Source organism: Streptomyces sp. CHD11 (assembly GCF_018638295.1).
GTDB lineage: Bacteria > Actinomycetota > Actinomycetes > Streptomycetales > Streptomycetaceae > Streptomyces.
In genome coordinates this window covers 104,468-127,004 of the sequence record NZ_JABTTS010000012.1, presented here as the reverse complement: position 1 = coordinate 127,004, position 22,537 = coordinate 104,468, and the positions used below count along the sequence as shown (strand labels likewise).

The window sequence follows — 22,537 nt, the reverse complement described above, 5'->3', positions numbered from 1 at the left end:
CCCTGCGGTCTCCACAGGTAACCTCACACCCATGGCCTCACGTCCCTCCGCAGCCAGGAAGCCGCCCGCGAAGAAGGCGGCCGCTCCCGCGAAGGCTCCGGCGAAGAAGGCCGCTGCCAAGAAGGCCCCGGCGAAGAAGGCACCCGCCAGGAAGGCCGCGGCGAAGAAGCCGGCTCCCGCGCCGGCCCCGAACCCGACCAGCGGCGTGTACCGGCTCGTACGCGCCCTGTGGCTGGGCCTCGCGCACGCGGTCGGTGCCGTCTTCCGCGGCATAGGGCAGGGCGCCAGGAACCTCGACCCCGCGCACCGCAAGGACGGCCTCGCGCTGCTGCTGCTCGCCGTCGCCCTGATCGTCGCCGCCGGAACCTGGGCCGATCTGGAGGGCCCCGTCGGCGATCTCGTGGAGATCCTGGTCACCGGGGCCTTCGGCAGGCTCGACCTGCTGGTGCCGATCCTGGTCGCCGTCATCGCCGTACGGTTCATCCGGCACCCGGAGAAGCCCGAGGCCAACGGGCGGATCGTGATCGGCCTGTCCGCGCTCGTCGTCGGCGTTCTCGGACAGATCCACATCGGCTGCGGTTCTCCCGCCCGCAGCGGGGGCATGCAGTCGATAAGGGACGCCGGCGGCCTGATCGGCTGGGTGGCGGCCACGCCGCTGTCGTCCACCATGACCGACGTGCTCGCCGTGCCGCTGCTGGTACTGCTCACGGTCTTCGGGCTGCTGGTCGTCACGGCCACACCGGTGAACGCCATCCCGCAGCGGCTGCGCCGGCTCGGCGTCCGGCTCGGCATCGTCCAGGAACCCGGGCCGGAGGAGTTCGGCGAGGACGACGCGCGGTACGAGGAGCAGTGGCGCGAGACACTGCCCGTGAGCCGCCGCGGCCGACGCCCGCTCCCGGAGGAGTACGACCCCGGGAGCGCCGGGCAGGAGGCCCCGTCCCCGCGCCGGCCGAGACGCCGCCGGTCCGCGGTGCCGCAGCCCGACATGGACCGGCCGATGGACGCGGTGGACGTGGCCGCCGCCGCGGCCGCCGCCCTCGACGGCGCCGTGCTGCACGGCATGCCGCCCTCGCCGGTCGTCGCCGACCTGACCCAGGGCGTGAGCACCGGCGACCGCGAGCCCACCACCCCGACACCGGTTCCGGCCGCCCGCCCGCAGCCGGACGGGCCGAAGGCGGACCGGGCGGACCGGCCGAAGCAGCAGAAACCCCCGGCGGGCGTCCTGGACATGACCAAGGTGCCGCCGAAGGAACCCCGCGACCTGCCGCCCCGCGCGGAGCAGCTCCAGCTCTCCGGCGACATCACCTACTCCCTGCCCTCGCTCGACCTGCTCACCCGCGGCGGTCCCGGCAAGTCCCGCAGCGCGGCCAACGACGCCATAGTGGACGCCCTGCGGAAGGTCTTCACCGAGTTCAAGGTGGACGCCGCCGTCACCGGCTTCACCCGCGGCCCGACGGTCACCCGCTACGTCGTGGAGCTCGGCCCGGCCGTGAAGGTCGAGCGGGTGACCGCGCTGACCAAGAACATCGCGTACGCGGTCGCCAGCCCGGACGTGCGGATCATCAGCCCGATCCCCGGCAAGTCAGCGGTCGGCATCGAAATCCCCAACACCGACCGGGAGATGGTCAATCTCGGAGACGTGCTGCGGCTCGCGGAGTCCGCCGAGGACGACGACCCGATGCTGGTCGCCTTCGGCAAGGACGTCGAGGGCGGCTACGTCATGGACTCGCTGGCGAAGATGCCGCACATGCTGGTCGCCGGCGCCACCGGCTCCGGCAAGTCGTCCTGCATCAACTGCCTGATCACATCGGTGATGATGCGGGCGACCCCGGAGGACGTCCGGATGATCCTGGTCGACCCCAAGCGCGTGGAGCTCACGGCCTACGAGGGCATCCCGCACCTGATCACGCCGATCATCACCAACCCCAAGCGGGCCGCCGAGGCGCTCCAGTGGGTCGTACGCGAGATGGACCTGCGCTACGACGACCTCGCCGCCTACGGCTACCGGCACATCGACGACTTCAACCGCGCCGTGCGCGAGGGCAAGGCCACACCGCCCGAGGGCAGCGAACGGGAGCTCCACCCGTACCCCTACCTCCTGGTGATCGTCGACGAGCTGGCCGACCTGATGATGGTCGCCCCGCGTGACGTCGAGGACGCCATCGTGCGGATCACGCAGCTCGCGCGGGCGGCCGGTATCCACCTGGTGCTCGCCACCCAGCGACCGTCGGTCGATGTCGTCACCGGCCTGATCAAGGCGAACGTGCCCTCCCGGCTGGCGTTCGCCACCTCCTCGCTCGCCGACTCGCGGGTCATCCTCGACCAGCCCGGCGCCGAGAAGCTGATCGGCAAGGGTGACGGTCTGTTCCTGCCGATGGGTGCGAACAAGCCGACGCGTATGCAGGGCGCGTTCGTGACCGAGGAGGAGGTCGCGGTCGTCGTCCAGCACTGCAAGGACCAGATGGCGCCCGTCTTCCGCGAGGACGTGGTCGTCGGGACCAAGCAGAAGAAGGAGATCGACGAGGACATCGGCGACGACCTCGACCTGCTGTGCCAGGCCGCCGAGCTGGTCGTCTCCACCCAGTTCGGGTCGACCTCCATGCTCCAGCGCAAGCTGCGCGTCGGCTTCGCCAAGGCCGGCCGGCTGATGGACCTCATGGAGTCGCGGAACATCGTCGGACCGAGCGAGGGTTCGAAGGCTCGTGACGTTCTTGTGAAGCCTGACGAGCTGGATGGCGTGCTCGCGCTGATCCGGGGGGAGTCTGAAGGGTAGGAGAACGGACACGGTCGTCCCGCCGGTTCACCCGGTGGCCGATCGTGACCGACCCGTTAGGGATCATCGAGCAACTGTTTCCCGTCGGCGTACGTCAAGTTGAGGGAAACCGCACACCGCAGTCCCTCCATCGGGATGCCGGGCCATTCCGATGGCGTACAAAGTCCGACCGCCCGGTTGCCCCACCCTCTTGTACCCCTCCTAGACTGAACCTCCAGCACAGGCGGCTACACGCTCGAAAGGCGCCCCCGTGTCCATCGGCAACTCCCCTGAAGACGAGCGTCCCTTCGAAGACGTTTCCGAGGAAGACCGCCCTTCCCTCTCCGTCGGCCGAGCGCTGAAGCAAGCGCGCATCGCCGCCGGGCTCACCGTCGACGATGTCAGTACCGCCACCCGCGTCCGGATCGCCATCGTGCACGCCATCGAGGCGGACGACTTCACGCCCTGCGGCGGTGACGTCTACGCCCGGGGGCACGTCCGGACCCTGGCCAGGGCCGTGCATCTCGACCCCGCCCCCCTGATCGCCCGGTATGAGGAGGAGCACGGCGGTGGCCGTCCGGCCCCGACCCCGGCAGCCCCCCTCTTCGAGGCGGAACGCATCCGTCCGGAGCGGCGCGGCCCCAACTGGACCGCCGCCATGGTCGCCGCGATCGTCGTCGTGATCGGCTTCGTCGGGTTCACCATGGTCAAGGGCGGCGACGAGGGCGGCAAGGCGAACGTCGCCGACGGCGCCACCCCCGACACCTCCCCCTCGCCGACCCCCAAGTCGAAGAAGCCCGCGCCTGTCGAGCCGGAGCCGTCCGACAGCGCCATCGCCGCCGCACCCCAGGACAAGGTGACCGTCCAGGTCACCGCCGCCGACGGGCGCAGCTGGATCTCCGCCAAGGACCACAACGGCCGGCTGCTGTTCGACGGACTGCTCAAGAAGGGCGATTCCGAGACCTTCCAGGACAGCTCCAAGATCAACCTGGTCCTCGGTGACGCCGGCGCGATCGACCTGTTCGTGAACGGCAAGAAGATCGAGGACGACTGGCAGCCGGGCGCGGTCGAGCGGCTGACCTACACCAAGGGCGACCCGCAGGCCGGATAAAAGACACCGAGGGCGCATCGGGGACGGGGTCGGCCATGATCGGCCAACCCCGTCGACGTGGGGTGTCGGCGGGACGAAGTAGTCTTGAGCCCATGCCTGAACGCCGTACCGTCGCACTCGTCACCCTTGGCTGCGCCCGTAACGAGGTGGACTCGGAGGAGCTCGCAGGCCGTTTGGAGGCGGACGGCTGGAAGCTCGTGGAGGACGCCGAGGACGCCGACGTCGCCGTCGTCAACACCTGTGGCTTCGTCGAGGCCGCCAAGAAGGACTCCGTCGACGCCCTTCTGGAGGCCAACGACCTCAAGGGCCACGGGAGAACTCAGGCCGTCGTGGCGGTGGGCTGCATGGCCGAGCGGTATGGCAAGGAGCTCGCCGAGGCCCTCCCCGAGGCCGACGGAGTGCTCGGCTTCGACGACTACACCGACATCTCCGACCGCCTCCAGACCATTCTGAACGGCGGCATCCACGCCTCGCACACCCCGCGGGACCGGCGCAAGCTGCTGCCGGTCAGCCCGGCCGAGCGGCAGGAATCAGCCGCCTCCGTAGCGCTCCCCGGACACGGGCCGGTGGACCTGCCCGACGGTCTCGCCCCGGCCTCCGGACCCAGGGCGCCGCTGCGCCGCCGGCTGGACGGCGCCCCGGTCGCCTCCGTGAAGCTCGCCTCCGGCTGTGACCGGCGCTGCTCCTTCTGCGCCATCCCGTCGTTCCGCGGCTCCTTCATCTCCCGCCGCCCGAGCGACGTGCTGAACGAGACGCGGTGGCTGGCAGAGCAGGGCGTGAAGGAGATCATGCTGGTCTCCGAGAACAACACCTCCTACGGCAAGGACCTGGGCGACATCCGCCTGCTGGAGTCGCTGCTGCCCGAGCTCGCGGAGGTCGACGGCCTCGAGCGGGTGCGGGTCAGCTACCTCCAGCCGGCCGAGATGCGGCCCGGCCTGATCGACGTGCTGACCTCCACCCCGAAGGTCGCCCCCTACTTCGACCTCTCCTTCCAGCACTCCGCGCCCGACGTGCTGCGCGCGATGCGCCGCTTCGGCGACACCGACCGGTTCCTGGAACTGCTGGACACCATCCGGAGCAAGGCACCCCAGGCCGGCGTGCGCTCCAATTTCATCGTCGGCTTCCCCGGCGAGTCGGCGGCCGACCTCGCCGAGCTGGAGCGGTTCCTCACCCATGCGCGGATGGACGCCATCGGCGTCTTCGGCTACTCCGACGAGGAGGGCACCGAGGCGGCGACGTACGACCGCAAGCTGGACGGGGAGGTCGTCGCCGAGCGGCTGGCCCGGATCTCGCGGATGGCGGAGGAACTCGTCTCGCAGCGTGCCGAGGAGCGGGTCGGCGAGAGCGTGCAGGTGCTGGTGGAGTCCGTGGACGAGGGGGAGGGCGTGTACGGCCGGGCCGGGCACCAGGCTCCCGAGACGGACGGCCAGGTGCTGCTCACGAGCGGCGAAGGCCTGAGCGTCGGCCGTATGGTCGAGGCGAAGGTGGTCGGCACGGAAGGTGTCGACCTGGTGGCCGAACCACTGTTCCAGGGTTCGCTCGCGCGCGGTGAGGAGGCGGACAGATGACGGGTGCTCCGGCGGCGGCGGGCGGCCCCTCCGGCGCGGGGCGGGCGGCCGGGCCCGCACCCGCCGGCGTGCAGGGTCCCGGTTCCGGCCGCGCGGCCGCGCGGGAGAACCGGGGCACGGCTCCGGGGGCGTCCGGCGGCGGTCCGGCGCGGCGCGGTCAGGCCGGCCGGGGCACCGGCGGGGTCCGGTCGCACGGCGACGGGGCGGCTCCGGCCGCGGCGTCCGACGGCGTCGACGCCGGGGACGGTACGCGGCCGGCCCGGGGCGCGAAGATCGCCGCGGCGGCGGTCGACCAGGCCAGCGTCTGGAACATCGCCAACCTGCTGACCATGCTGCGGCTGCTCCTGGTTCCGGCGTTCGTCATGCTGATGCTCGCCGACGGCGGGGACGACCCGGCGTGGCGTTCGTTCGCCTGGGCGGCCTTCGCCGTCGCCATGATCACTGACCTGTTCGACGGTCATCTGGCCCGCGCCTACGACCTCGTCACCGACTTCGGGAAGATCGCCGACCCCATCGCCGACAAGGCGATCATGGGTGCGGCGCTGATCTGTCTCTCCTCGCTGGGCGATCTTCCGTGGTGGGTCACCGGGGTCATCCTCGGCCGGGAACTCGGTGTCACCCTGCTGCGTTTCCTGGTCATCCGCTTCGGCGTCATCCCGGCGAGCCGGGGCGGCAAGCTCAAGACCCTCACCCAGGGCATCGCCGTCGGCATGTATGTGCTGGCACTGACGGGATGGCTGGCGACGCTGAGGTGGTGGGTGATGGCCGCGGCGGTGGTGCTGACCGTGGCGACCGGGCTCGACTATGTGAAACAGGCCATTGTGCTCCGCAGGCGGGGAATCGCCGAGCGCAAGGCGGCGTTGGAGGAGACGGAAGCGTGAGTTCCACGGCCACCGAGGTGGTGCGACTACTCACCGTGAAGGGTGGGACGCTGGCCGTCGCCGAGTCGCTGACCGGTGGCCTGGTGGCGGCGGAGATCACGTCGGTGCCCGGGGCGTCGAAGGCCTTCCGCGGGTCGGTGACGGCCTACGCGACCGAGCTGAAGCACCGGCTGCTGGGCGTGGACGCCACTCTGCTGGCGCAGCGTGGAGCGGTGGATGCGCAGGTGGCGGCCCAGATGGCGGTCGGTGTCCGGGAGGCGCTGGATGCCGACTGGGGCATCGCCACCACGGGCGTGGCCGGTCCGGATCCGCAGGACGGGCAGGACGTCGGCACGGTGTTCGTGGCCGTGGCCGGGCCGCCGGGGACCGGCTCCGTTTCCGCCGGTGGCGGAAAAGTGGAGCGTCTGCGGTTGAACGGCGACCGTGCGGAAATCCGTATGGAGAGTGTACGGAGCGTACTCGCGCTGCTGCTGACGGAGCTCGCGGGCGAACAGACCGGGAATGAGCGGGCACAGGATACGGAACGGAACGGGGGGTTTTGATGTTTGCAGCCCTGAGTGAACACGACATCGCTCCCCGCACGGCCGCGGCACTAGGCGGTACGGTGGGGCGAGAAGGATGCGGCTACGCGGTCCGAGGAGGGAGCCACCGATGATTCTGCTCCGTCGCCTGCTGGGTGACGTGCTGCGTCGGCAGCGCCAGCGCCAGGGCCGTACTCTGCGCGAAGTCTCCTCGTCCGCCCGAGTCTCACTCGGCTATCTCTCCGAGGTGGAGCGGGGGCAGAAGGAGGCTTCCTCCGAGCTGCTCTCCGCGATCTGCGACGCGCTGGACGTACGGATGTCCGAGCTCATGCGGGAAGTGAGTGACGAGCTCGCCCTTGCCGAGCTGGCCCGGTCTGCTGCAGCGACCCCCAGCGAGCCCGTACCCACGTCGGTTCGTCCGATGCTGGGTTCCGTATCGGTGGCCGGTGTGCCACCGGAACGGGTGACGATCAAGGCGCCCGCCGAAGCGGTGGACGTCGTCGCCGCGTGAGCACGGTGCTCGTCGCCTGCGTGGTGTGAGGTGTGGGATGCCCCGGTAGGGGCCCTTCCGGGAGATCCGGAGGGGTGCCGCCGGGGTTTTTCGCGTGCGGGATCGCGGTCTTTCGCGTGCGGGATCGCTGCGCCCGAGCCGCCGTGTGCGTTTGCCGGTGCGGCGAGGGACCGTCATCGTGGAAGGACACGGGGGTCAGCCACGGAGGTGCGGATGTACGTCGTGAAGAGCCCGTTGTCCGACGAGAACCTGAAGACGGTGTCCGAGGCGCTGCAGGGCGCCCTGGTCGATCTGGTGGATCTCGCGCTGGTGGCGAAGCAGATCCACTGGAATGTGGTCGGGCCACGCTTCCGCACTGTCCATCTCCAGCTCGACGAGGTCGTGTCGCTGGCGCGCACCCACTCCGACACCGTCGCCGAGCGGGCCGCGGCCCTGGGTGTCTCGCCCGACGGGCGGGCCGCGACCGTGGCCGTCGGCAGCGGGATCGGCGTGACGCCCGAGGGCTGGGTCGACGACTCGGCCGCGGTGGGAGCGATGGTGGACGCGCTGGGCGCGGTGATCGCCCGGATGCGCGAGCGGGTCACGGTGACGGCGGAGCCGGATCCGGTGAGCCAGGACCTTCTCATCGCGGCCACCGGCGATCTCGAGAAGCAGCACTGGATGTTCCAGGCCGAGAACGGGTGACCCGGCCGTGGGGGCCGCCGGCCCCGCGGGCCGCGGCTCCGGCGAGGTGATGACGGGGCGGGCGGTGCGCCGGTGGACCCTGGTGGGGTTCGGTGCGCTGTGGTGGTGGGCGGTGACGCGACTGCTGCTGGCGCCCGACGCCGGTGCGCTGGAAGGGACGGTCGCGGCCGGCGGATGGGGACTCAGCGTATTGCCCGTGCACTGCATCCCGAAGGCGCGGGCGGACGGGGCGCTCGCGGCGGGGCGGTGGCGGGGGGCCTGGACGTCGGGCGCACGACGCGGGCGCCGTTGACGGTACGCCGGCGCAGCGCGCGCCCGCGCTGTCAGCGGGACCGGTCCGGTGATCGCGCGGGGGCCGGGCCCGGCTGGCAGGTGGGGCACCAGTACGTGGGGCGTTCACGGGAGCCGTCGCCCTGGTCGGCGAGGCGGATCGGGGTGCGGCAGCGCAGACAGGGGCGATGGGCCCGGCCGTAGACGAAGAGGTCCTCTCCGCGGCGGCCCGTGGTGTTGCGTACCGGGCGTTCACGGTTGTACTCCAGCAGCCTCCTGGCGAGCTCCGGCAGCTTCCCGGTGCGGTCCGCGGGCAGTTCACCCAGGGGCAGCCAGGGGGTGACCCCGAGCAGGAAGCAGAGCTCGCTCTTGAAGACATTGCCGATACCGGCGAGGTTGCGCTGGTCGAGCAGGGCCTCGCCGAGCGGGCGGCCCGGGTCCCGCACCAGGTTGGCCAGCGCCGCGTCGGGGTCCCAGTCCGGTCCCAGGAGATCGGGGCCGAGGTGGCCGACCGCGCGGTCCTCGTCGGCGGTGCGCAGCAGCTCCAGGACGGGCAGCCGGTAGCCGACGGCGGTGCGGTCGGCGGTGCCGAGGATCGCGCGGATCTGGTGGGCGGGGCCGCCGTTCCACCGCTGTCCGTCCGTGTACACCCTCCAGGAGCCGTCCATCCTCAGATGCGAGTGCAGGGTGAGCCCGCCCTCCAGACGGGTCAGCAGATGCTTGCCCCGGGGAGTGACGTCCAGCACGGTGCGGCCGGTGAGGTCCGACGTGGCGAACCGGGGCACCCGCAGGTCGCTGCGGGTCAGCACCTTGCCCGCGAGGGCGTCGTGCAGCCGTCGTGTGGCCTGCCAGACCGTGTCTCCTTCGGGCATGCGTCAAGGGTGGCACGACGGTCGGGCGGGACGGGCGCGTGACCGTCTCCTCCGGGGCGGCCGGGTGGTGGGGTGGAGTTCCCGGGGAACGCCGCGACGGGTCGGGCCACCGGCCGGTATGCGTGGAGGTCATTCGGGTGGTCGAGGTCGGGTCGAGGTGGGGGAATCAGGTGTGTGGGCGCGGGCTGCGGGGGTGACACGGGCTCCAGCCTGATGATGCTGGATAACAGCAAGAAGCGCGGCCGTGGAGTCGGGCGGGGCGCTGGTGGCGGGTTTCCGGGCATCACCCTGGAAGGGCGTTCAGGTGATCGGAGGGCGTGGGCCGCGGGCGCGGGTGTGGTGCGTGAGCCCGTGGCTGTCCGGCGGGGCGATGGGGCGGGTTCGCGAGGCGTCACCGTGGGCGGGCGTTCGGGAGTTGTCCCGGTGGGGCTCAGGCGCGCAGGCGCAGGCCCCGGGGTGTGGCGACGAAGCCCGCGGTCTCCAGCAGGGTGCCCAGCGGGGAGGTCAGCGCCGAGGTGCCGTTGACGCGCTCCACCGTGAGCGTGCCGAGGGCGCCCGCGCGGGCGGTGGAGGCGAGGGCTTCGGCGGCGGCCGTGAGACGGGGGTCGGTGCCTGGCTCGCCGTCGGGTACCGCGGGCCAGGCCAGCAGCGTCTTGCCCCCGCGCTCCATGTAGAGCGTCAGGTCACCGTCCACCAGTACCACCAGGGAACCCGCCTTGCGGCCGGGCTTGTGCCCGGCACCGGTCGGGGGCTCGGGCCAGTTCAACGCGGCGCCGTAGGCGTTCGCCGGGTCGGCGGCGGCCAGGACGACGGCGCGGGCCGAGCGGTCCGCGCCGGTGCGACGTCCGGCGAAGGGGTCGTACGACGGACCTCCGCCGTTCTGCCACGGGGGCGGGGCCGGTGCGGCCGGGTCGCGCGGGGAGACGTGGTCGCCCGGCGACGGACTGGGGTAGGGCGTACGGCCCGGGGAGCCGTCGGAGCCCAAGGCGGACTCGAAAGAGCCGGGCACATCGGCGAAGGAATCGGGGGCGCCCCCGGAGGGGCCGGGCGTGCCCGGGGCCGGGAGGCCGTCGCCCCGCTCGCGGGCGTTGGCCGCGGCGCGCAGACGGTCCACCGCCCCGTCCATCGCGAACTGGGCGGCGCCCAGGCCCTCCACCACATAGCCGCGGCGGGCCTGCCCGGTCTCCTCGAAGGCGGACAGGACGCGGTACACCGCCGAGAAACCGCCCTCGACGCCTTCCGCGGAGACCGCTCCCCGGGTCACCACACCGTGCCGGTCGAGCAGGGTACGGGCCAGCCCGTGGGCGCGGAGCGTCTGGTCGGCGTCCCGCTCCGGGAGCAGGGACCAGCGGCCGGCGACGGTCGGGGGGCCGGTCCGTGAGGCGGTGCGCGCGGCCGCAGTGAGCGATCCGTAGCGTCCGCGCGGGACCGAGCGCTTCGCGCGGTGGGCGGTGGAGCCGGCCGTGCGCCCGGAGCCCAGCAGGGAGCGCAGCGGAGTGAGCGTGTCGTTGGTGAGCCGCCCGGACCAGGCGAGGTCCCACAGGGCGTCGGCCAGCTGCGGATCGCCGGCCTCGGGATGAGTGGTGGCGCGGACCTGGTCGGCGATCTGGCGGAAGAAGAGGCCGTAACCGCCGGAGAGGGCGTCCAGGACGGACCGGTGGAGGGCGGTGGGCTCCAGGGGGTGCGGGGGCGGCAGGAGCAGGGGGGCCGCGTCCGCCAGGTAGAGGGAGATCCAGCCGTCCTTCCCGGGGAGCGAACCGGCGCCCGCCCACACGATCTCTCCGGCGGCCGTGAGCTCGTCCAGCATGGCCGGGGCGTAGTTCTCCAGCCGGGACGGCAGGACCAGCTTCTCCAGGGCGGACGCGGGTACGGACGCGCCCTGCAACTGCTCGACGGCGCGGATCAGACCGTCGACGCCGCGCAGGGTGTGTCCCTTGCCGATGTGCTGCCACTGCGGGAGGAACTGGGCGAGCGCGGCCGGCGGCACGGGCTCCAGCTCGTGCCGCAGCGCGGCCAGCGAACGGCGGCGCAGTCTGCGCAGCACGGCCGCGTCGCACCACTCCTGTCCGATCCCGGCCGGGTGGAACTCCCCCTGGACGACCCTGCCCGCCGCCGTGAGCCGCTGCAGCGCGCCCTCGGTGACGGCCACGCCCAGTCCGAACCGGGCCGCCGCCGTGGCCGACGTGAACGGACCGTGGGTGCGCGCGTACCGGGCGAGGAGGTCGCCGAGGGGGTCCTTGACGGGTTCGGTGAACGCCTCGGGCACACCGACAGGCAACGCCGTGCCCAGCGCGTCGCGCAGCCGGCCGGCGTCCTCGATCGCCGACCAGTGGTCGGCGCCGGCCACCCGCACCCGGATGGCGCGCCGGGCGGAGGCGAGGTCCCGGGCCCACTGCGGTTCGGCGCCGCGCTCGGCGAGTTCGGCGTCGGTGAGCGGGCCCAGCAGCCGCAGCAGGTCGGCCACGCCCTCGGCGTCCTTGACGCGCCGGTCCTCGGTGCGCCACTGCAGTTCGGCCTCCAGCTCGGCCAGTACCTCCGCGTCGAGCAGTTCGCGCAGCTCGGCCTGGCCCAGCAGTTCGGCCAGCAGGCGTGAGTCCAGCGAGAGGGCGGCGGCGCGGCGCTCGGCGAGCGGGGAGTCGCCCTCGTACAGGAACTGGGCGACGTACCCGAAGAGGAGTGAGCGGGCGAAGGGGGACGGCTCGGGGGTGGTGACCTCCACCAGGCGTACCCTGCGGGACTCCAGGTCGCCCATCAGCTCCACGAGTCCGGGAACGTCGAAGACGTCCTGGAGGCATTCGCGGACGGCTTCCAGGACGATCGGGAACGAACCGAACTCCCCGGCCACCTGGAGCAGCTGGGAGGCGCGCTGCCGCTGCTGCCAGAGCGGGGTGCGCCGGCCTGGACTGCGGCGCGGCAGGAGCAGCGCGCGGGCGGCGCACTCGCGGAACCGGGACGCGAACAGCGCCGAGCCGCCCACCTGGTCGGTGACGACCCGGTCGACCTCGCCCTTGTCGAAGACGACGTCCGCGGCGCCCAGGGGGGCCTGGTCGGTGTCGTACCCGGTGCCGCTGCGCACCGGGTCGTGGTCGAGCAGGTCGAGGCTCATCAGGTCGGCGTCCGGCAGCCGGAGCACGATGCCGTCGTCGGCGTGCATCACCTGGGCGTCCATGCCGTAGCGCTCGGAGAGGCGGGCGCCGAGTGCGAGCGCCCACGGGGCGTGCACCTGGGCGCCGAAGGGGGAGTGCACGACGACCCGCCAGTCGCCGAGTTCGTCGCGGAAGCGTTCGACGACGATGGTCCGGTCGTCGGGGACGTGGCCGCAGGCTTCGCGCTGTTCGTCGAGGTAGGACAGGACGTTGTCCGAGGCCCAGGCGTCCAGCCCGGCCGCGAGGAGCCGCAGCCGGGCGTCGTCCTTGGTCAGTGAGCCCATCTCGCGCAGGAAGGCGCCCACCGCGCGGCCCAGCTCCAGCGGCCGGCCCAGCTGGTCGCCCTTCCAGAACGGCAGCCGGCCCGGCACCCCGGGTGCCGGGGAGACCAGTACGCGGTCGCGCGTGATGTCCTCGATGCGCCAGGAGCTGGTGCCGAGCGTGAAGACGTCGCCCACGCGGGATTCGTAGACCATCTCCTCGTCCAGCTCACCGACCCGGCCGCCGCCCTTCTTGGGATCGGCGCCGGCGAGGAACACCCCGAAGAGGCCCCGGTCGGGGATCGTGCCCCCGGAGGTGACGGCCAGTCGCTGGGCACCGGGACGGCCGGTGATCTCGCCTGTGACCCGGTCCCACACCACGCGCGGGCGCAGCTCCGCGAAGGCGTCGGACGGGTAGCGGCCGGCGAGCATGTCGAGGACGCCCGTGAAGGCGGACTCCGGCAGGGAGGCGAAGGGTGCCGCGCGGCGGACCATGGAGAGCAGGTCGTCGACCTGCCAGGTGTCCATGGCGGTCATGGCGACGATCTGCTGGGCCAGGACGTCGAGCGGGTTGGCGGGGACCCTCAGGGACTCGATGGCTCCGGTGCGCATCCGCTCGGTGACCACGGCCGACTGCACCAGGTCGCCCCGGTACTTCGGGAACACCACGCCCGTGGAGACGGCGCCCACCTGGTGTCCGGCGCGGCCGACGCGCTGGAGTCCGGAGGCGACCGACGGTGGCGACTCGACCTGGATCACCAGGTCGACGGCGCCCATGTCGATGCCCAGTTCCAGGCTGGAGGTGGCGACCACCGCGGGCAGCCGGCCCGCCTTGAGGTCCTCCTCGACCAGGGCGCGCTGCTCCTTGGACACCGAGCCGTGGTGCGCACGCGCGATGACGGCGGGCGCGCCCTGGGCGGCCCCGGAACCGCCCATGAGCTGGGCGGGGGTGTGGTGCTCCTCCAGGGGCTCCCCGGTGGCCCGCTCGTGGGCGATCTCGTTGAGCCGGTTGCACAGGCGCTCGGCGAGGCGGCGGGAGTTCGCGAACACGATGGTCGAGCGGTGGGACTGCACCAGGTCGGTGATGCGCTCCTCGACATGCGGCCAGATCGACGGGCGCTCGGCCCCCTCCGCGGCGTCGGCGGCCGGGGAGCCGCCCAGCTCGCCCAGGTCCTCGACCGGCAGCACCACGGAGAGGTCGAACCTCTTACCCGACTCGGGCTGCACGATCTCCACCTTGCGGCGCGGAGAGAGGAAACGGGCGACCTCGTCCACCGGGCGGACGGTCGCCGAGAGGCCGATACGGCGGGCGGGGCGGGGCAGCAGTTCGTCCAGCCGCTCCAGCGTGAGTGCCAGATGGGCGCCGCGCTTGGTGCCGGCGACCGCGTGCACCTCGTCGAGGATCACCGTCTCCACACCCGTCAGCGCGTCCCGCGTGGCGGATGTCAGCATCAGGAACAGCGACTCCGGGGTGGTGATCAGGATGTCCGGTGGCCGGGTGGCCAGCGCGCGGCGCTCCGCGGGCGGGGTGTCGCCGGAGCGGATGCCGACCTTGATCTCGGGCTCGGGCCGGCCCAGGCGCACGGCCTCCTGGCGGATGCCCGTCAGCGGGCTGCGGAGGTTGCGCTCGACGTCGACGGCCAGGGCCTTCAGCGGCGAGATGTACAGCACGCGGCAGCGCTTCTTCGGATCGGCCGGCGGGGGTGTGGAGGCCAGCTGGTCCAGGGCGGCGAGGAAGGCCGCCAGGGTCTTCCCGGAGCCGGTGGGGGCGACCACCAGCACGTCCGAGCCCTCTTCGATGGCCTGCCAGGCACCGGCCTGCGCGGCGGTGGGCGCCGAGAAGGCCCCCGTGAACCAGCCGCGGGTCGCGGGGGAGAAGCCGTCCAGGGCTCGCTGCGGATCGCTGACCATGCGTCCATCGTGCACCCGGTCACTGACAATCGGCGCCGAGCCGGGCGGTGGGCGCCCGGCGCAGGCGACGGGGACCGCGTGACAATGGCCGTATGGCTGACCAGCGGAAGGAGCGTGCGCGGCACTGGCAGTACGACGAACTGCCCGGTGTCGATCTGCTGCGTGCCCGCTACGTGCGGAAGACGTTCGTCCGGCACACCCACGAGCACTTCGTGATCGCCGCCATCGCCGACGGGGTGGAGGTCTTCCACCACGGTGCGGGCGACCAGTACGCGGGTGCCGGTTCCCTCGCGCTGGTGAACCCGGACACCCCGCACACCGGCCGGGCGGGCGTCCCCGAGGGATGGCGGTACGGGGCGGTGTACCCGTCGCCCGGGGTGGTGGCCGCTATCGCCGCCGAGACCACCACACTGCGCGGCGCGCCGGGGTTCGCGACGCCCGTCCTCGACGACCCGTACACCGTCCGGCTGGTGCACCAGGTGTTGCGGGCCACCGACGAGGGCAACGCGCTCGCCGCCGACACGCTGCTCCGGGTCGCGGTGACGCGGCTGCTGCGGCTGAACGGCGGGACGCTGCCCCGGCGTGAGGTCCGTACGGCGGGCGCCCGTCTCGCGGCACGGGCGCGGGCGGTGCTGGAGGAGCGGATGGCCGCGCCGCCGACGCTGGAGCGGCTGGCCGCGGAACTCGGCACCGGCCCGTTCGCCCTGCTGCGCGCGTTCCGTGACACCTACGGGATGCCGCCGCACACCTGGCTCACCGACGCGCGGGTGCGGCGGGCACGGCGGCTGCTGGACGCGGGGACGGCGCCGGCGCAGGCGGCCCTCACCGTCGGGTTCACCGACCAGCCGCATCTGAACCGGCACTTCAGCCGGATCGTCGGAGTGCCCCCGGGCTCCTATCAGCGCGAGCGCAAGAACGTACAAGACGCGGGTCCCGGCCTTCTCGTACCGTCCGGGGCGTGGCAGCGGAACGAACAGCGCGATGCGCGGATGTACAGGACGGACGGGACGGCGCGGGAGGGAAACCCGACAGCGCCGTCGTACGGGACGCCCTCGGCGTCGGGATCGCCGTCGGACTCTCGGGGTTCGCCTTCGGAGTGACCTCGGCCGGCAGTGGGCTCACCCTGCTCCAGACCTGTGTGCTCAGCCTGCTGGTGTTCACCGGCGCCTCCCAGTTCGCGCTGGTGGGCGCGCTGGCCGCCGGCGGGGGTCCGTTCACCGCGGCCGCGGGCGCGTTCTTCCTGGGGGTGCGCAACGCCTTCTACGGGCTGCGCCTGTCGCAGTTGCTGGCGCTGCCGCGCGCGGTGCGTCCGTTCGCCGCGCAGTGGGTCATCGACGAGACGGCCGCCGTGTCGCTCGCCCAGCCCACCCGGCGCAGTGCGCGCATCGGGTTCGTGGTGACCGGGCTCAGCCTGTACCTCCTGTGGAACCTGACCACGCTGCTCGGCGCCCTGGGCGCGGAGGCGATCGGGGACACCGACGCGTGGGGGCTGGACGCGGCCGGTCCCGCGGTGTTCCTGGCGCTGCTCGCCCCGATGCTGCGGACCGGCACCGAGCGGGCCGTCGCCGGGCTCGCCGTTCTCCTGGGGCTCGGTCTGCTGCCCGTCCTGCCGGCCGGAGTGCCGGTCCTGGTGGCCGCGCTCGCGGCCCCGGCAGTCCTGTGGGCGCGCGGCCGCGGGCGCGCGTCGCGTGGTGACGCACCGGGGGAGAACCGTTGAACATCTGGATCGCGATCGGTGTCACCGTCGTCGGCTGCTATGCCGTGAAGCTCGCGGGGCTGCTGGTGCCCGCCGGAGTCCTGGAACGGCCTCTCGTCCGGCGGCTCGCCGCGCTGCTCCCGGTCGCCCTGCTCGCCGCCCTGACCGCCCAGCAGACCTTCTCCGACGGGCAGGCCGTGGTCCTGGACGCCCGTGCGGCCGGAGTCGCGGCCGCGGCGGTGGCGCTGCTGCTGCGTGCCCCGTTCCTGCTCGTGGTGGCCGCGGCCGTCGTCGTGACGGCGGGGGTGCGGGCGCTGGGCGGGTGACACGGCCGCGCGGTGCCCGTCGGTGCGGCGCACCGGGTGCCGGCGGTGGACACGGGCGGGCACGGGGCGGGCACCCGGTGCGCGTGGCCGGGGGCCACCCCCACGGGCGGGATACTGGGGGCATGCGGTTGACGGTTTTCTGGGAGCGGATGGCGGAGCACTTCGGCGCGGGGTACGCCGACACCTTCGCGCGCGACCATGTCATGTCCGAACTCGGCGGGCGCACAGTGCACGAGGCGCTGGCGGCCGGCTGGGACGCCAAGGACGTCTGGCAGGTGATCTGCACGGTGATGGACGTCCCCCGGTCGAAGCGCTGATGGTCACAGTGTCCGCCCGGAGGCGGACACGGCCGTCGGCGTAGGTGAGACTTGGGCCGTGGCATCCACTGACGAGACCGGGCCGGCGGCCCAGCAACCCACTCTGCCCGGCGCGCCTTCGCCCGCCGGTCCTCCGGTGGACCCCACGGCCAGGCCCGGAGCCCGGATGCCGGGGTGGCTTCCGCGCGCGATGGTGCTGGCGCTCGCGCTGGTCGCCGTGTTCCAGCTGGGCAGCTGGGCCTTTCACCAGCTCACCGGCCTGCTGCTGAACATCCTCATCGCGTTCTTCCTGGCGCTCGCCGTCGAGCCCGCGGTGAGCTGGATGGCGGCGCGCGGGGTGCGCCGGGGTCTGGGCACCTTCCTCGTCTTCCTGGGCATCCTGGTCGCGTCGGCGGGTTTCGTCACGCTGCTGGGGTCCATGCTGGCCGGACAGATCGTCAAGATCGTCGAGGATTTCCCCGAATACCTCGACTCCGTGATCAACTGGGTCAACGCGCACTTCCACACCGAGCTGCGGCGGGTGGACATCCAGGAGGGCCTGCTGCGCTCCGACTGGCTGCGCAACTACGTCCAGAACAGCGCCACCGGTGTGCTCGACGTCTCCGCCCAGGTCCTCGGCGGTCTCTTCCAGCTGCTGACCGTCGGCCTGTTCTCGTTCTACTTCGCGGCGGACGGGCCCCGGCTGCGGCGCACCGTCTGCTCCATGCTGCCGCCCGCACGGCAGGCGGAGGTGCTGCGCGCCTGGGAGATCGCTGTGATCAAGACCGGCGGCTATCTGTACTCGCGCGGACTCATGGCCCTCGTCTCCGGCTCCGCGCACTACGTCCTGCTGGAGTTCCTCGAGGTGCCCTACGCGCCCGTGCTGGCCGTGTGGGTCGGCCTGGTGTCGCAGTTCATCCCCACCATCGGCACGTATCTGGCGGGCGCCCTGCCGATGCTGATCGCCTTCACGGTCGCGCCCTGGTACGCGCTGTGGGTGCTGATCTTCGTGGTGATCTACCAGCAGTTCGAGAACTACGTGCTCCAGCCCAAGCTGACCTCCAGGACGGTCGACATCCACCCGGCGGTCGCCTTCGGGTCGGTCGTCGCGGGCACCGCGCTGCTGGGTGCCGTCGGCGCGCTGATCGCCATCCCCGCCGTCGCCACCCTCCAGGCGTTCCTCGGTGCGTACGTGAGGCGGTACGACGTCACGGACGACCCCCGGGTGCTCGGCCACCGCGGCCCCGGGGGCGAGCGGGGAGCGTTCACCCGGGTCCGCCGCCTGTGGGCCCGGCGGCCCGGCGTGCCGCGCCCACGCGACGGTGACACCGGGGTCTCCTGAGGCAGACCGCCGCCCGTGGGGCCCGGCGTGGCGTGGCTTGACATGCAAATCGAACATCCATTCTTATGGGAGGGCCGGTGAGGCTCAACGGCGGGTGCTCTGTCCCGGTTCACACAGAAATGCATCCACGTTATCCACAGGCCGGACGTGCGTCGGGGCGCGTTGTCAGTGGCAGGCGTTAGCGTCTTTGACGTGAAGCGATCGACTCAAGCAAACCGGGTGGAACCCATGGCAGGAACCGACCGCGAGAAGGCGCTCGACGCCGCGCTCGCACAGATTGAACGGCAATTCGGCAAGGGCGCGGTCATGCGCATGGGTGACCGGACGAAGGAGCCCATCGAGGTCATCCCGACCGGGTCGACCGCGCTCGACGTGGCCCTCGGCGTCGGCGGTCTGCCGCGCGGCCGTGTGGTGGAGGTCTACGGACCGGAGTCCTCCGGTAAGACGACCCTGACCCTGCACGCGGTGGCGAACGCGCAGAAGGCCGGCGGCCAGGTCGCCTTCGTGGACGCGGAGCACGCCCTCGACCCCGAGTACGCGAAGAAGCTCGGCGTCGACATCGACAACCTGATCCTGTCCCAGCCGGACAACGGCGAGCAGGCCCTGGAGATCGTGGACATGCTGGTCCGCTCCGGCGCCCTCGACCTCATCGTCATCGACTCCGTCGCGGCGCTCGTCCCGCGCGCGGAGATCGAGGGCGAGATGGGCGACAGCCACGTCGGTCTGCAGGCCCGTCTGATGAGCCAGGCCCTGCGGAAGATCACCAGCGCGCTCAACCAGTCCAAGACCACCGCGATCTTCATCAACCAGCTCCGCGAGAAGATCGGCGTGATGTTCGGCTCCCCGGAGACCACGACCGGTGGCCGCGCGCTGAAGTTCTACGCCTCGGTGCGCCTCGACATCCGGCGTATCGAGACCCTCAAGGACGGAACCGACGCGGTCGGCAACCGCACGCGCGTCAAGGTCGTCAAGAACAAGGTGGCGCCGCCCTTCAAGCAGGCCGAGTTCGACATCCTCTACGGCCACGGCATCAGCCGCGAGGGCGGCCTGATCGACATGGGCGTGGAGCACGGCTTCGTCCGCAAGGCCGGCGCCTGGTACACCTACGAGGGCGACCAGCTCGGCCAGGGCAAGGAGAACGCCCGCAACTTCCTGAAGGACAACCCCGACCTCGCCAACGAGATCGAGAAGAAGATCCTGAAGAAGCTGGGCGTCGGCGTACAGGCCGAGGAGCCCGCCGCCGAGGCGGGCGCGGACGCGGCGGGCACCGCTGCCACCGAGCCGGCCGCGGTACCGGCCCCGGCCCCGGCCCCGGCGGCGAAGGCCTCCAAGTCCAGGGCCGCGGCGGCCAAGAGCTGACCCGTGACCCGACGAACCGACTGGGCCGAGTACGAGTTCGACGCTTCCGGTGCCTCACGGGGGAGGGGCATCGGAAGCGGTGACGCGGCGTACGACGACAGCACGGGGGAGGGCGGCCTCGAGGGCGCGGACTCCGGCGGGGGCCGGCGGCGCGGCCATGGCGCACGGGCGGGCGGCTCGCGTGACGGCGGGCCGCGCGGTGGACGCGGGCGCAGTCGCCGGACCTTCGGCGAGGCGGCCGCGGCGGACGGGGGCACCTCCTCCGAGTCGAGGGCGGAGCGGGAGGAGCCTTCGGGGGACCCGGTCGAGCGGGCGCGGGCCATCTGTCTGCGCCTGCTGACCGGGACCCCGCGCACCCGGAAGCAGCTCGCCGACGCGCTGCGCAAGCGGGAGATCCCCGACGAGGCGGCGCAGGAGGTGCTCTCCCGGTTCGAGGAGGTCGGACTGATCGACGACAGCGCGTTCGCGGACGCCTGGGTGGATTCCCGGCACCACGGCCGGGGACTGGCCCGGCGCGCGCTCGCCCGGGAGCTGCGCACCAAGGGCGTCGACCCCACGCTGATCGACGCGGCCGTCTCCCGGCTCGACGCCGAGCAGGAGGAGGAGACCGCGCGCGAACTGGTCGCCCGCAAACTGCGAGCCACCCGCGGCCTCGACCGCGACAAGCGCCTGCGCCGCCTCGCGGGCATGCTCGCCCGCAAGGGCTACTCCGAGGGCCTGGCCCTGCGCGTGGTCCGGCAGGCACTGGAGCAGGAGGGCGAGGACACGGAGTTCCTCGGCGACGAGTGAGCCGACGGGGAACGTGGCCGCGCCGCGTGCTCGCGCCGGGTGCTCCGGCCAGGCCCGCCGGCCCCACCGCCCATGCCACCCCGCAGGGCCCCGTACCGCCCGGAGCCGGCGTGCCACCGGCCCGCTCGGCGTCCGCGTGAACGACCGGCCCGGTGAACCGGACCGTGCCCACCGGCGTACCACCCCCGAGCACCGCCCGCAGCAGACCTGTGCAGGCGGCGCAGGCCGCACCGGCAGTCCCGCCCCACGTCAGGCATGGAAGCCGCTCACCAGGTCGGTGGCCCGGTGCAGTCAGCGCGAGCCCGCCCCCGCGTCGGCCGTCGCACTCGCGCCTTCCCCGGCCTCCTCCGCGGCCGGCCCGCCGAGCACCGCCTCCGCCGCCGTGTACAGATCCGCCGGACGGACCCCGCTCAGGGCCGCCACCAGATGGCCGTCGGGGCGCACCAGCAGCACGGTGTGGGCCGCCGCCCCCGGGTAGCTCTCGGCCACCAGCAGCTCGGCGGGGTGCGGCAGCGCCGAGACGGCAGCCGCCAGCCGGGGCATGATCCCGGCGGAGACCCAGTGCCGTCGCTCCCACACACCCGTACCCGGAGCGATCAGCACCACCAGCAGGGCACCCCGGCCGAGCCGGTCCCGCAGCCGGACGAACGTGCCGTCCTCCGCCGTGACCCGCACATCCGTCACCGCCTCCCCCGGCACCGTCCCGACCGGCGCGTCGCCCGCGAGCGGGCCGGGTGCGAGCGGCGAGGCGGCGTACGACCCCGGCGCACCCAGAGCGCCCCGCCCCAGGTGGCCGTCTGTCAGCAGCGTGTCGTGTCCCCGCGCGGAGCCGGGAACGTAGGCGCGCAGCACGCCACCGCCGCGCAGCAGCGGCAGCGCCTGGTCAGCGGCGCGCAGCCGGGCGGCGACGATCGCGCGGCGCTCGGTCTGGTAACTGTCGAGCAGTGCCTCGTGCGGACCGTGGTGCCAGGCCAGCGCCAGCTTCCAGGCCAGGTTGTCCGCGTCACGGAGCCCTTCGTCCAGCCCGTGCGTGCCCAGCGTGCCGAGCAGATGGGCCGCGTCCCCGGCGAGGAACACCCGGTCGGCCCGCCAGCGCCGGGCCAGCCGGTGGTGCACGGTGTGGACCCCGGTGTCCAGCAGTTCGTAGGGCGGGGTGGGGCCGCCGCCCCAGCCGGCCAGCGTCTCCCGGACGCGGGCCAGCAGCAGTTCGGGCGTGACCAGGTCCTTGCCCGGCGGCAGCAGCCAGTCCAGCCGCCACACGTCGTCCGGCAGCGGCCGCGCGGTGATCTCCCCGGCCGAGGGCCCGGACACACGCCAGGGCGGCTGGCGGTGCAGCAGCGCCTCCTCGTACCAGGGAAGCTCGGTGCGCAGGGCGGCCACGGCGTGACGCTCCACCGCGGTGCGTCCGGGGAAGCGGATGTCCTGGAGTTTGCGCACGGTCGAGCGCGGCCCGTCGCAGCCGACCAGATAGCTGCCGCGCCACCAGGTGCCCGCCGCGCCGCGGGTGTGGGCGGTGACGCCCGACGGTTCCTGCTCTATGGTGTCCAGCCGGCTCTCCACGGCGGTCCTCACGAGCCGCTCGCCGGCCAGAGCCGTGCGCAGGGCGTCCGTCAGGACGTGCTGGGCGATGTGCACGGGAGCGGGATCGGCGTCGCCGAAGGTCACCTCGCACATCACCTGCTTGCGCCGCACCGACCGCCATCCGGCCCAACGGACACCGGCGTGCGCGAGCGGTACGCCGGTCAGCCGCTCGATGAGCGCGGCGGTGTCCTCGCGCAGGACGACGGTGCGCGCCGGACGGGGCTCGTCCTTGCCCGGACCTTCGTCGAGGACCACACAGGGCACCTCCTGGCGTGCCAGCGCCAGTGCGAGCGTGAGCCCGACGGGCCCCGCTCCGACGATGATCACCGGGTCCACGGCGCGGCGCCCCCTGCCCGAAGTGACGTCCGAGGAGACGCGGAGGAACAGGAAGATGGAGCAGGGTGCACGATCACAGAACGTATGCAACCTATTGCCGGTGCTTGCGTCAAGTGACCGAAGGGCGGTTGGCGATCATGAGGGCCGCAGGTGCCTTCCCCTCACGTGACTGTTCATCACATGAGTCCGGGGTGTACCGCCTTGCCGCACCACCGACGCCGGTCGGCAATGTGATGTGGTGGCGCGGATGTCATGGGTGGCTCTGGGCAGGCGGGTGAGACGCGCAGCAGACGTCCTGCGGGGTTGGCGAGGACTTGGCCGTTCA

The 22,537-nt window shown here is 72.8% G+C and carries 17 protein-coding genes and 1 pseudogene; 15 read left to right on the top strand and 3 right to left on the bottom strand.

Annotation, left to right across the window (positions count from 1 at the left end; all coding sequences use genetic code 11):
• The first annotated feature begins 31 nt into the window (after nt 1–31).
• From HTV45_RS15870 to HTV45_RS15835, 8 genes are all read left to right on the top strand, one after another.
• Entirely contained in the window at nt 32–2,773 is a 2,742-nt protein-coding gene (locus tag HTV45_RS15870; protein WP_215206424.1) for a DNA translocase FtsK, read from the top strand.
• A 250-nt stretch (nt 2,774–3,023) separates the two neighbouring features.
• Entirely contained in the window at nt 3,024–3,863 is an 840-nt protein-coding gene (locus HTV45_RS15865) for a helix-turn-helix domain-containing protein (protein WP_215206423.1), read from the top strand.
• A 92-nt stretch (nt 3,864–3,955) separates the two neighbouring features.
• Entirely contained in the window at nt 3,956–5,431 is a 1,476-nt protein-coding gene (gene rimO / locus HTV45_RS15860; RefSeq protein WP_215206422.1) for a 30S ribosomal protein S12 methylthiotransferase RimO, read from the top strand.
• The gene (gene pgsA / locus HTV45_RS15855) at nt 5,428–6,312 is read left to right on the top strand and encodes a CDP-diacylglycerol--glycerol-3-phosphate 3-phosphatidyltransferase (RefSeq protein WP_215206421.1); all 885 of its coding nucleotides are present in this window, start codon (nt 5,428–5,430) and stop codon (nt 6,310–6,312) included. Before rimO ends, pgsA begins: the two co-directional genes overlap by 4 nt.
• Entirely contained in the window at nt 6,309–6,854 is a 546-nt protein-coding gene (locus tag HTV45_RS15850) for a CinA family protein (protein WP_215206420.1), read from the top strand. The genes pgsA and HTV45_RS15850 overlap by 4 nt, the downstream gene beginning before the upstream one ends.
• A gap of 109 nt (nt 6,855–6,963) precedes the next feature.
• The gene (locus HTV45_RS15845) at nt 6,964–7,344 is read left to right on the top strand and encodes a helix-turn-helix domain-containing protein (RefSeq protein WP_215206419.1); all 381 of its coding nucleotides are present in this window, start codon (nt 6,964–6,966) and stop codon (nt 7,342–7,344) included.
• Between the two features lie 213 nt (nt 7,345–7,557).
• Nucleotides 7,558–8,028 carry a Dps family protein gene (locus tag HTV45_RS15840; RefSeq protein WP_215206418.1) on the top strand — a complete coding sequence of 157 codons (471 nt, stop codon included), beginning with the start codon at nt 7,558–7,560 and terminating at the stop codon, nt 8,026–8,028.
• A 49-nt stretch (nt 8,029–8,077) separates the two neighbouring features.
• Entirely contained in the window at nt 8,078–8,320 is a 243-nt protein-coding gene (locus tag HTV45_RS15835) for a hypothetical protein (RefSeq protein ID WP_215206433.1), read from the top strand.
• A gap of 31 nt (nt 8,321–8,351) precedes the next feature.
• On the opposite strand, the gene HTV45_RS15830 is transcribed toward HTV45_RS15835, so the two are convergent.
• Together HTV45_RS15830 and HTV45_RS15825 are read right to left on the bottom strand one after the other, a co-directional pair.
• A complete protein-coding gene (locus tag HTV45_RS15830) occupies nt 8,352–9,170 on the bottom strand; it encodes an Fpg/Nei family DNA glycosylase (RefSeq protein ID WP_215206417.1) in 819 nt (272 codons plus the stop codon).
• 430 nt (nt 9,171–9,600) lie between these two features.
• Entirely contained in the window at nt 9,601–14,487 is a 4,887-nt protein-coding gene (locus HTV45_RS15825) for an ATP-dependent helicase (RefSeq protein ID WP_215206416.1), read from the bottom strand.
• A 92-nt stretch (nt 14,488–14,579) separates the two neighbouring features.
• Between HTV45_RS15825 and HTV45_RS15820 the strand changes: the two are divergent.
• The 7 genes and pseudogenes from HTV45_RS15820 to recX form a co-directional block, all read left to right on the top strand.
• Nucleotides 14,580–15,332 (top strand): annotated as a pseudogene (locus HTV45_RS15820) (AraC family ligand binding domain-containing protein); the annotation flags it as partial.
• A gap of 113 nt (nt 15,333–15,445) precedes the next feature.
• On the top strand, nt 15,446–16,204 hold the full coding sequence (locus HTV45_RS15815) for an AzlC family ABC transporter permease (RefSeq protein ID WP_215206415.1): 759 nt from the start codon (nt 15,446–15,448) through the stop codon (nt 16,202–16,204).
• The gene (locus HTV45_RS15810; protein WP_215206414.1) at nt 16,201–16,509 is read left to right on the top strand and encodes an AzlD domain-containing protein; all 309 of its coding nucleotides are present in this window, start codon (nt 16,201–16,203) and stop codon (nt 16,507–16,509) included. The genes HTV45_RS15815 and HTV45_RS15810 overlap by 4 nt, the downstream gene beginning before the upstream one ends.
• Nucleotides 16,510–16,631: 122 nt before the next feature.
• A complete protein-coding gene (locus HTV45_RS15805; RefSeq protein WP_215206413.1) occupies nt 16,632–16,826 on the top strand; it encodes a DUF3046 domain-containing protein in 195 nt (64 codons plus the stop codon).
• Nucleotides 16,827–16,884: 58 nt separating this feature from the next.
• Nucleotides 16,885–18,147 carry an AI-2E family transporter gene (locus HTV45_RS15800; protein WP_215206412.1) on the top strand — a complete coding sequence of 421 codons (1,263 nt, stop codon included), beginning with the start codon at nt 16,885–16,887 and terminating at the stop codon, nt 18,145–18,147.
• Between the two features lie 228 nt (nt 18,148–18,375).
• Nucleotides 18,376–19,506: a recombinase RecA gene (gene recA, locus HTV45_RS15795; RefSeq protein ID WP_215206411.1), complete on the top strand. Its 1,131-nt coding sequence runs from the start codon at nt 18,376–18,378 to the stop codon at nt 19,504–19,506.
• A 3-nt stretch (nt 19,507–19,509) separates the two neighbouring features.
• Nucleotides 19,510–20,295 carry a recombination regulator RecX gene (gene recX, locus HTV45_RS15790; protein ID WP_215206410.1) on the top strand — a complete coding sequence of 262 codons (786 nt, stop codon included), beginning with the start codon at nt 19,510–19,512 and terminating at the stop codon, nt 20,293–20,295.
• A gap of 291 nt (nt 20,296–20,586) precedes the next feature.
• Here the strand turns inward: recX and HTV45_RS15785 are convergent, their stop codons facing one another.
• On the bottom strand, nt 20,587–22,212 hold the full coding sequence (locus HTV45_RS15785; protein ID WP_215206409.1) for an FAD-dependent monooxygenase: 1,626 nt from the start codon (nt 22,210–22,212) through the stop codon (nt 20,587–20,589).
• Nucleotides 22,213–22,537 lie beyond the last annotated feature (325 nt).

Bases quoted from the DNA above. Each gene is read 5' to 3' on its own strand.
- HTV45_RS15870 (WP_215206424.1), top strand. From the start codon at position 32: ATGGCCTCACGTCCCTCCGCAGCCAGGAAGCCGCCCGCGAAGAAGGCG.
- rimO (WP_215206422.1), top strand. From the start codon at position 3,956: ATGCCTGAACGCCGTACCGTCGCACTCGTCACCCTTGGCTGCGCCCGT.
- pgsA (WP_215206421.1), top strand. From the start codon at position 5,428: ATGACGGGTGCTCCGGCGGCGGCGGGCGGCCCCTCCGGCGCGGGGCGG.
- HTV45_RS15845 (WP_215206419.1), top strand. From the start codon at position 6,964: ATGATTCTGCTCCGTCGCCTGCTGGGTGACGTGCTGCGTCGGCAGCGC.
- HTV45_RS15840 (WP_215206418.1), top strand. From the start codon at position 7,558: ATGTACGTCGTGAAGAGCCCGTTGTCCGACGAGAACCTGAAGACGGTG.
- HTV45_RS15835 (WP_215206433.1), top strand. From the start codon at position 8,078: ATGACGGGGCGGGCGGTGCGCCGGTGGACCCTGGTGGGGTTCGGTGCG.
- HTV45_RS15830 (WP_215206417.1), bottom strand. From the start codon at position 9,170: ATGCCCGAAGGAGACACGGTCTGGCAGGCCACACGACGGCTGCACGAC.
- HTV45_RS15825 (WP_215206416.1), bottom strand. From the start codon at position 14,487: ATGGTCAGCGATCCGCAGCGAGCCCTGGACGGCTTCTCCCCCGCGACC.
- HTV45_RS15805 (WP_215206413.1), top strand. From the start codon at position 16,632: ATGCGGTTGACGGTTTTCTGGGAGCGGATGGCGGAGCACTTCGGCGCG.
- recA (WP_215206411.1), top strand. From the start codon at position 18,376: ATGGCAGGAACCGACCGCGAGAAGGCGCTCGACGCCGCGCTCGCACAG.